Source organism: Proteobacteria bacterium CG1_02_64_396, assembly GCA_001872725.1.
GTDB lineage: Bacteria > Pseudomonadota > MNWR01 > CG1-02-64-396 > CG1-02-64-396 > CG1-02-64-396.
In genome coordinates this window covers 1-9,878 of the sequence record MNWR01000030.1, presented here as the reverse complement: position 1 = coordinate 9,878, position 9,878 = coordinate 1, and the positions used below count along the sequence as shown (strand labels likewise).

Sequence of the window (9,878 nt, the reverse complement as noted above, 5' to 3'; positions counted from 1 at the left end):
CGAGGGCGGCGCTCCTACCAATGGGGATCCTTTCTGGAATCGTTCGGCGGGGGCCCCCTCGGGAAGATCCTCCAACACATCCATCCCCCCGCCTACCGTCAACTTGACAGATGGGGTTCAGATCGAGCCCCGCGCTACGTAGCCCTTTGGCCGTTCACTTGTTGCGGGTGTTTATTGGTTAGGAAGCTCAGGGCAATCGCGCCGAGGGCGGCGCTCCTACCAATGGGGATCCTTTCTGGAATCGTTCGGCGGGGGCCCCCTCGGGAAGATCCGCCAACACATCCACCCCCCCGCCTACCGTCAACTTGAAGATGGGGTTCAGATCGAGCCCCGCGCCACGTAGCCCTTTGGCTGTTCACTTGTTGTGGGTGTTTATTGGTTAGGAAGCTCAGGACAATCGCGCCGAGGGCGGCGCTCCTACCAATGGGGATCCTTTCTGGAATCGTTCGGCGGGAGCGTCTTCGGGAAGATCCTCCAACACATCCACCCCCCCCGCCCACCGTCAACTTGAAGATGGGGTTCAGATCGAGCCCCGCGCTACGTAGCCCTTTGGCTGTTCACTTGTTGTAGGCGTTTATTGGTTAGGAAGCTCAGGGCAATCGCGCCGAGGGCGGCGCTCCTACCAATGGGGATCCTTTCTGGAATCGTTCGGCGGGGGCCCCCTCGGGAAGATCCTCCAACACATCCATCCCCCCGCCTACCGTCAACTTGACAGATGGGGTTCAGATCGAGCCCCGCGCTACGTAGCCCTTTGGCTGTTCACTTGTTGTAGGCGTTTATTGGTTAGGAAGCTCAGGGCAATCGCGCCGAGGGCGGCGCTCCTACCAATGGGGATCCTTTCTGGAATCGTTCGGCGGGGGCCCCCTCGGGAAGATCCGCCAACACATCCACCCCCCCGCCTACCGTCAACTTGAAGATGGGGTTCAGATCGAGCCCCGCGCCACGTAGCCCTTTGGCTGTTCACTTGTTGTGGGTGTTTATTGGTTAGGAAGCTCAGGACAATCGCGCCGAGGGCGGCGCTCCTACCAATGGGGATCCTTTCTGGAATCGTTCGGCGGGAGCGTCTTCGGGAAGATCCTCCAACACATCCACCCCCCCCGCCCACCGTCAACTTGAAGATGGGGTTCAGATCGAGCCCCGCGCTACGTAGCCCTTTGGCTGTTCACTTGTTGTAGGCGTTTATTGGTTAGGAAGCTCAGGGCAATCGCGCCGAGGGCGGCGCTCATTACAAGGGGGGCTCATGCACACGGGCAGCCCCGCCTCACCCCACCATCCGCTCCAAACGCCGCATCACCTGCTTGGCCCGCTCCAGCCGATCGGCCGCTTCGGGCATCGCCACCCGTACCACCAATCCCAACGGACCGTCGGGCAAGAACCGCTTGGGATCCTTCTGGATCAGCGCCACCAGCTTGGCCGCTGGGATCAACGGGGTCTCGCCGAAGCGCAGCGACATCCCTTTGGGCCCCGCCTCGATCCGCTTGATGCCGCATTTGGCCGCCATCGCCTTGATCGGCATCAGGTTGACCAGGCTCACCACCGGCTCGGGCGGAGTGCCGAAGCGATCACGCAGCTCGTCGAGCAGTCCGTCGGCCTGATCCTGGGTGGCGACCTCGTTGATGCGGCGGTAGAGGGTCAGGCGCAGCCGCATGTCGGGCACGTACTCCTCGGGGATCAAGGTCGGGATCCCCAGCACCGCCTCGACGTTGGCGGCCGGGGCATGCCGTTTTTCACCCTTGAGCTCGGCGGTGGCGTCCTCCAGCAGCTCCATGAAGAGCGACAACCCCACCGCGTCGATCTCCCCGCTTTGTTCCTCGCCCAGCAGGTTGCCGGCGCCGCGGATCTCCATGTCTTGCGTGGCCAGGGCAAAGCCGCCCCCGAGGCGATCCATCTCTGAGACCGCCCGCAGCCGCTGCTGGGCATCCTCGCTCAAGAGGTCGATCTTCGGGGCGATCAGGTAGCAGTAAGCGCGGTGTTTCGAGCGTCCTACCCGGCCGCGCAGCTGGTAGAGCTGGCCGAGGCCGAGTTTGTCGGCCCGGTTGATGATGATGGTGTTGGCGCTGGGCACATCAAGGCCGCTTTCGATGATGGTCGAGGCGACCAGGATGTGAACGCGCCCCTCGTAGAGGTCGAGCATCACCTCCTCAAGCTCCCCCTCCGACATCTGGCCGTGGGCGACCCGAATGGTCGCCTCGGGAACCAACTTGCCCAAACTGCGGGCGGTCGCCTCAATCGACTCGACCCGGTTGTGCACGAAATAAACCTGCCCACCCCGGTGCAGCTCGCGGCGCACCGCCTCTTGAATGATCCGGTCGTCCCACTGACTGACGAAGGTGCGCACCGCCAGCCGGTCGGTGGGGGGGGTGGTGATGAGCGATAGGTCGCGCAGCCCGGCCAGCGCCATGTTCAGGGTGCGGGGGATCGGGGTGGCGGTGAGGGTTAAAATATCGACCTCGTCGCGCATCTTTTTCAGCCGCTCTTTGTGGGCGACCCCGAAGCGCTGTTCCTCGTCGACGATCAGCATCCCCATGCGGGGCAGCTCCACATCCTTTTGCAGCAGGCGGTGGGTGCCGAGCAACACGTCGACCTTCCCCTCTTTGGCGGCGGCCAGGATCTCTTGCTGCTCCTTGCGGGTGTTGAAGCGCGACATTGCCTCGATGCGCACCGGGAACCCGGCGAAGCGGCGCTCGAAGGTGTTCAGGTGTTGGTTCACCAGGATGGTGGTGGGGGCCAGCAGCACCACCTGCCGCCCGGCCAGCACCGCCCGCATGGCGGCCCGCATGGCGACCTCGGTCTTGCCGAAGCCGACGTCGCCGCAAATCAGGCGATCCATGGGGCGTGGCGCCTCTAGGTCGGACTCGATGGCCTGAATGGCGGTGAGCTGATCGTCGGTCTCTTCAAAGGGGAAGGCGCTTGCAAACTCCTCGTAGGTGATCCCCCCCTCCTCGTAGACGGGGCGGCGGGCGGCGTTGCGCTTGGCCTGCACCTCGATCAGCTCCCCCGCCAGCTCCAGAATCTTCTCGCGCGCCTTGCGTCGGGTTCTGACCCAACGATCCGACCCCAGCCGGTCGGCTTTAACCTCCCCCTCCCCCCCCTTCTGGTACTTCGACACCAGGGTGAGCTGATCGACCGGGACGTAAAGCCGCCCCTCTTGGTCGAACATCAGCAGCAGGTAATCGCCCGGCATCCCCCCCGCATCGAGGCGGACGAGCCCTTGATAACGGGCGATGCCGTGGTCGGCATGGACCACCCAGTCCCCCTCTTTGAGATCATCCAGGCGGCGGATGGCGCTGGCGATGCGCTCGCGCTCCCGGCTTTGGCTGACCGGAGCGCGGCGGTGGACCCGGGCGCCGAAGAGGTCGCGGCTCGAAAGCAGGATGGTGCCGTCGGGCAGGGTGACCGAATCGGGAATGACGCCGGGAACAACAAAGTGCCCCTGGCGCCCCAGCGCCTCGTTCAGATCGGCGGCGGGGGTGAGCTTGTGGGTGGCGAAGATCTCCCGCACCACCCGGTTTTGCCCGGTGCCGTCGGCAACCACCACCAACCGCCCGCTCTGCTGCTCGGCCCACTGCGCCAGCTCGCGCCAGCGCTGCGCCTCGACCGCCACCCGCGCAGGCAGGGCGACGCCGGGGATGGCGGTGTCGGCTGGGGGCTGCGCCACCTGCACCAGGGCCGACTTGCCCCAAACGGCGGGAAGATCGCTGCCGGAGCGATAGAGGCTTCTTGGCTCGACGACAAAATCGCCGTGCCGCTCCGCCTCGGCGTGGCGGTCGAGCGCCTCATGCCAGAAGGTCTGGCCTTGCTCTTCGACCCCGCGCGCCACCACCCAGAGGGCGTCGCGGCTTAAGTACTGCTCGATCCACGAGCAGTCGGGATCGATGAGGGGGAGCAAAAACTCGATCCCCTGCCGGTAGATCCCCCCCTTGAGATCGCTGAAAAGCGCGGTGGGGACGATGCGGGCGCCGAAGGTGCCGGTCAGCCGCCCGCGCAGGGCGTCGTCCCCAGCGCGCAGGATCACTTCGCGCACCGGCAGCAGGGTGAGGCTTTCCAACCGTTCGGTGGTGCGTTGATCGCTTGGGTCGAAACAGCGGATCGACTCGATCTCGTCGCCGAAGCGGTCGATGCGCACCGGCTGGTCGCCCCAGGGCGAGAACAGCTCGATCAAATCGCCCCGCACCGCAAACTCCCCCGGCCCCTCGACCAGATCGACCCGGCGGTACCCGGCCCGGGCTAAGGTCGCCTCGGCCTGGGCGTTGGACCACTCGTCCCCCAACGCCAAAACCTGAGAGGCTGCGGTCAGGGTTTTGCGCCCGATCAGCTTCTGAGCCACCCCCGCCGCCGTCATCAACACCACCCCCCGCCCCCCTTGCGTCAGGGCGCGCAGGGTGCGCAGCCGCCGCGCCGTGATCTCGGAGTGGGGCGAGAAACGGTCGAAGGGGAGGATTTCCCACTGCGGGAAGGGGAGCACAGTGGCCCGAGCCAGCCGCAGCACCTCGTCGAATTTGTCCATCTGGGCCACGTCGCGGGCGACCAGCACCACCTGATCGGTGGTTTGGGCCAAGCGGGCCGCTTCGAGGGCGAGGTAGGTGTCGGGGCAGAGGATGCGGTGGGTCATGGGATTTTTTCGGCCAAAAGCACAAACGGGGAAACCCCCAGGCCCGAAAGGGGGTGGGGGTGTCGGTTCAAAATGGGCGGGGATCATCCCCGATGGGACGTTGGGAATCCACTTTGAGATGCTGTCCTATGGGACTCCGCCCTCGGTCTGAGGTATTTGTGGGAGCACGACGACGAATCCGCCGACGAAGAGCCGGTCATATCAGTGCATTTACAAGGGGCCCGGAGCGAGCGCGATGGGGCCGAAATGCCAAGGAGGGTCACGGGTCGGTCTTGTCGTGTGTGGCAAAGGGGATGGATGTGTGCGGTGGCGTGCAGCGTTCCAACGGTCCCGAGCAAAGGAGACCGGATCTATGGGATCAAGACCTTCGCGCCTTGCACGAAACCCGCTCGATGACCACCTTGAAGACCCGAGTACGTGCGGCGAGCGACTCGATGTACTTCAACCCGCTCTCAAAGTGGTCGGGGGCATATTTGTGCAGCAACCCCTCCAGCCCCTTCTGTTTTTCGGCGTCAAAAACCTCATGGGCCCGCCCGCTGGCGATGGCGCTTTCGTACTGGGTGCCGAATTTGGCCGGCATCACCTCGGTGGGGCCAACCACGCAAAACGAAACCGCCGGGTTGCCCGCCAAGATGTCGAGCTTGCGACCCTCCACAGCGCAGTGGAAGTAAAGGTCGTCATCGATCAGGCAAAAGCTCAGGGGGATGCCGTAGGGCAGCCCCTCCTTAGAGGCCAGCGACAACACCCCATATTCGCCCCCCCGCAGGATGGCCCAGGCCTCGGATGCAGCGATTTCTCGGTCGCGGCGGCGGATGTCGGTCATGGGTTCTTACCCCTCAAGGAGCGCGCTATTGTGGGAAGATGCGCCCTCGGTTTTTTAACTTAATCGCGCCGGGGGCGGCGCTCCTACACGTTGACTTCGATGGCTCGGGCAGCTCCACCCTATGAAAAAATTTGTGGGCGCGTCGCCCTCGGCGCGATTGCTCATTCCCCTTTTCCGCAACGAAGGATGCGCCCTCGGAGAATAATTAATCGCGCCGAGACGGCGCTCCCACAAAACGGCGCTCCTACATATGCTCACATTTGCCGGAACAAATGGGCGTGGGCCCGGCTGACCTCCAGGGTTTCGCTTAAGTCCCGCAGCTTCAAACTCAATTTACCCGAAAACCCCCGCTGCACCCGGTCGATGAAGGTCACGTTGACCAGCGCGCCGCGATGGATGCGCCAGAAGCGGTCGGGGTCGAGTTGCCCCTCCAGTTCGTTCAAGGGGGTGCGGATCAGCGCTTCGCCCTGGGTGGTGCGCACGGTGGTGTATTTGTCTTTCGACTGAAAATAGACGATCTCGTCGATGTGGATCAGCCGCACCGTTTCCCCCGATCCGGCCCGGATCCAGCTCAGCCGCTGCGCGAAGGGGGTGAATTGGGTGAGGAGGGTTTGCAGGGCGGTCAGGTCGGGACGGTTGCCCACCGGTTGACGCAGGCGGGCCACCGTTTGGGCCAGGCGATCGCGGGCCACCGGCTTGAGCAGGTAATCGATGGCGCCGCGCTCGAAGGCCTCGACCGCGTATTGATCGAAGGCGGTGACGAAGATGATCCGGGGTGCCCCCCCGCTCAAGCGGCGCGCCACCTCAACCCCGCTCATCCCCGGCATCTTGATGTCGAGGAAGGCGATGTCGGGCTGCAAGGCTTCGATCAACTCCAGCGCCTGAGCGCCGTGGGCCGCCTCCCCCACCACCTTGAGCTCAGGCCAGAGTTCGTGTAAGCCCCGGCGCAGGTCGGCCAAAGGGGCCGCTTCGTCGTCAGCCAGGATCGCGGTCGGATGTTGGGTTGCCATCAAGCGGTACCTCCAACGTGGCGCTCACCCCCCCTTCGGGATTACTTGCCACATTCAGTTGAGCCTGCCCCCCCCACATGGAAAACAGGCGGTTACGCACGTTATCTAGCCCCACACCATGCCCGGCGGAGCTGGTAGGGGCCGCCCCCAACCCCACCCCGTCGTCCCACACCCCTAGCAGCAACCGCCCCGGCCGCACCTCCCCCCACACCAACACCCGCCCCCCCTCCACCTTGGGTTCCAAGCCGTGGCGGATGGCGTTTTCGACCAGCGGTTGCAACAACAGGGGGGGCAGAGGCAGATCGAGCAACGTTTCGGGGACGGTGATGCGGTAGTCCAGCCGCCCCCCCATACGGATGCCCATGATGTCGAGGTAGGCCCGCACCATCTCCAGCTCCTGGCCCAAGGTGGTGGTCCGGCTGCGGGTGCGGTCGAGCGAAACCCGCAAATAACGGTTGAGGTCGTCGAGCATCCGCCGGGCGGTGGTGGGGTCGCTGGGGATCAAACCGCCGATGTTGGCCAGGGTGTTGAACAAAAAGTGGGGTTCAATCTGGGCTTGCAACAGTTTGAGGTGGGCCTGAACCAAGCTGCGTTCGTGTTCGATTTGGACCAACTGCGCCGCCTGGGCTTTGGCCTTTTCTTCGGCAATTCGGGCCAGGGAGGCGAAAAACAGGGTCACCATCACCCCGAACATCAGCCCCAACACAATGGACTGCGTCCAGACGGTGTGGCCACCCGGCAAAACCTGCCAATCCCCATTGCAGGTCAACATCAACCCCAGCCAGCTCCCCCCAAAAGCGCCGATGAGGATGGCCGCCGCCGCCACCCCGACCTTCCCCCCCATCTGCGCCTCGGGCCAAAGTTTGCGCCCCACCACCCCGGAGCCCCAGATCGAAAACCCAATACACTGGGACATCACCCAGTCGACCACAAACCGATCCCCCCAACCGCCGGGGGCGCCGATGGCGGCCGAAGCCAGCGTCACGGCAATCACCGTGTTCAACCCCAGCGACCAGGCGATCTCCCGCCCCCAGTCGATCTGCCCCCAGCCATCACCAAGATGGCGGGTCAGATGCAGGTGGACCCCCTCTTCCCAGTGTTCCCAACGCGACCACGCCATGTTCAAAACTCCGCCTGAATGCCGAACGACGGCAGGATCGGCAGCTCGTAGCTCGGCTCACGGCTGGCGTAACCTGCGGTGTAGCGATAGCCGCCGATGTTTTTGCGGTTGTAGAGGTTGAGGATCTCCAGGTACCACTTGATGTTGTAGGTGCTGTGGGCGATGTCGCGGTCCAGGCGCAGATCGAGGCGGTGGTAGTCGGGCAAAATCTCCGAGCCGATGGGGCCGTAGACCGGCAAAACCTGACCTGTGCCGGGATCGGTGGTCGTCCCCACCACCGGGGTGATGGGCGATCCGGCGTGGTAGCGCCACTTGGCCCCCAGGGTCCACTGTTCGTCGATCTTCCAGGTACCGACCAGGGTGGCGATCCACGGTTGGTCGTACGAGAACTTGAAGCTTTCACCGGTTGCGGCGTTGGTGCGCTGGCTGGTGGCCCGGGTGAGCGACAACCAGCCGTTCCATTCGGCGCCGTCCCGCTTGAGCAACCAATCCATCCCCCGGATGCGCCCGCTGCCGCCGTTGACGTAATTCAGGGTCGCGTCGGGGACCGGCAAATCGCGCAGCAGCTTTTCGTATCCCTCCAGCTTGCTGGTCCAGCCGTTGCCGAAGTCCTGCTCCAAACCGATCACCCGGTGTTCGGCCCGTTGGTAATTCAGGTTGGGGTTGCCCAGGCCGTCGACGATCTCGTGCCCCTGGGGTATCTGGTGGTAGTAACCCCAACCGGCCGTCAACACCGTGGAGGGGGTTAAACGGTATTCGGCCCCCAGGCGCGGTTCGGTCAACACCTGATTGATGTAACTGTCGGTGGCGGCGCGAACCCCGACGATCAGGGCGGTGCGGGGGCTGGCCTGCCAACGGTCGCGCAGGTAGAGGTTCCAGGCATTACCCGTCAAATCCAACGAGCGCTGCGCCTTGGGGGCGGTACCGTAGAGGCTGCCCGCCACGAAATCGCCGCCGGGGGGGGCGCCGATGTTGAAGTTGACGGTGTTGCTCCAGCGCGACACCAACCCTCCCACCAACAATTCGTGCCCTTTGCCGGGGTGAAGGGTCGCCTCGTCGCGTATGAAATAGTCGTTGGCCTGAATATCGAGGTAGTCGCCGCCGCCGATGACAAAACCGGTGCCGGTGTGCAGATGGCCGAGGGCAAACCGGTTGGCCCCGCCCCCCTCCAGGCGGGTACGCCAGGTAATCCCTTGGTTATCAAAGAGTTGATCGCTCTCCAGGTTGCCGCCGATACCAGGGTCGTTGATGGCGGCGTCCGAGGTGGGGGGGATGATGATCTTCATCCAGTCGTTGGCCCCCATCAGGTGAAACGCGATCTGGTTGCGCTCGTCCAGATCGACCAAGTATTTGAACTGGTAGTCGTAGAAGGCGGGGAATTCCCGAATTTCGACCTGATCGTTGCTGATCTTGTCGCGCACCTTGTTCATCAAAAAGTCGATGTAGCTGCGCCGTCCCGACAAAAAGAACGACTGCCCCTCCACCGTTGGCCCCTCGATCAACACGTCGGACTCGTACATCCCCAGGTTGAGTTTGACCCCCACCCGGTCGGTGCGCGGATTGCGCTGCACGGTGTCGATCACCCCCCCCATGGCGTCGCCAAACTGGGGGCCGAAGGCGGCCAGGTAGAGGTTGAAGTCGTCGACCATGTCGGCGGGCAAAATGCTGGTCAGCCCCCCGAAATGAAACATGTAGGCCACCGGCATGAAATCGAGGTAATAGAGGTTGTCGCGGGGGGCCGAGCCGCGAATCGCGGGGTTGGAGCTGGCATCGTTGCCCACCGCCACCCCCGGCATCGATTGCAGCCCCTTCAGCGGATCGCCCTGGGTTCCGGCGACCGCCTCCATTTGGCGACCCTCCAGCGAGATCTTCCCCACCCGCACCGGATCGCGGTCCTCCTTAATCACCACCTCGGGCAGCACCTGCGCTTCGGCTTTGAGGACGATGCGCAGCGGCGCTCCGCTCCCCGTCTGCACCGTCACCGGCTCCGGCTTGGCGTAGCCCAGCCCCATGGCCGACAGGTGGTAGATGCCCGGCTCGGGCAAAACCAGGGTGAACATCCCCTCGCTCAGGGTGATGGCATACAGATCGTCGCGCTCGACCACGAAGACGCTGATCCCCGCCAGAGGGCGCAGGCTCCCCGCCTCGACCACCTGGCCGGTCAGGGTGAGCGGATCGGCCCAGGCCCATCCGGGGAGCAGTGCCAGCAACAACCACAGAGTTTTTTTCATTGCTCGAAATCCTTTGAAACGCCATTGGATTGGCCCGGTTTGTCGGGCCTTTCCGGCACCATCAACGCAGCTGAAACCGAAA

5 protein-coding genes are annotated in these 9,878 nt (G+C 64.1%); all 5 read right to left on the bottom strand.

Annotated elements, in window-relative coordinates; all coding sequences use genetic code 11:
• Window positions 1–1,261: 1,261 nt before the first annotated feature.
• The gene (locus tag AUJ55_03690) at window positions 1,262–4,699 is read right to left on the bottom strand and encodes a transcription-repair coupling factor (protein OIO59278.1); all 3,438 of its coding nucleotides are present in this window, start codon (window positions 4,697–4,699) and stop codon (window positions 1,262–1,264) included.
• Window positions 4,700–4,970: 271 nt separating this feature from the next.
• On the bottom strand, window positions 4,971–5,435 hold the full coding sequence (locus AUJ55_03685; protein ID OIO59277.1) for an MFS transporter: 465 nt from the start codon (window positions 5,433–5,435) through the stop codon (window positions 4,971–4,973).
• 254 nt (window positions 5,436–5,689) lie between these two features.
• Window positions 5,690–6,445, bottom strand: a complete 756-nt coding sequence (locus AUJ55_03680) for a hypothetical protein (protein ID OIO59276.1) — start codon at window positions 6,443–6,445, stop codon at window positions 5,690–5,692.
• Window positions 6,411–7,565 carry a hypothetical protein gene (locus AUJ55_03675; protein OIO59275.1) on the bottom strand — a complete coding sequence of 385 codons (1,155 nt, stop codon included), beginning with the start codon at window positions 7,563–7,565 and terminating at the stop codon, window positions 6,411–6,413. The genes AUJ55_03680 and AUJ55_03675 overlap by 35 nt, the downstream gene beginning before the upstream one ends.
• A 2-nt stretch (window positions 7,566–7,567) precedes the next feature.
• Complete coding sequence (locus AUJ55_03670) at window positions 7,568–9,796, bottom strand: hypothetical protein (GenBank protein ID OIO59274.1); 2,229 nt, start codon at window positions 9,794–9,796, stop codon at window positions 7,568–7,570.
• Window positions 9,797–9,878 lie beyond the last annotated feature (82 nt).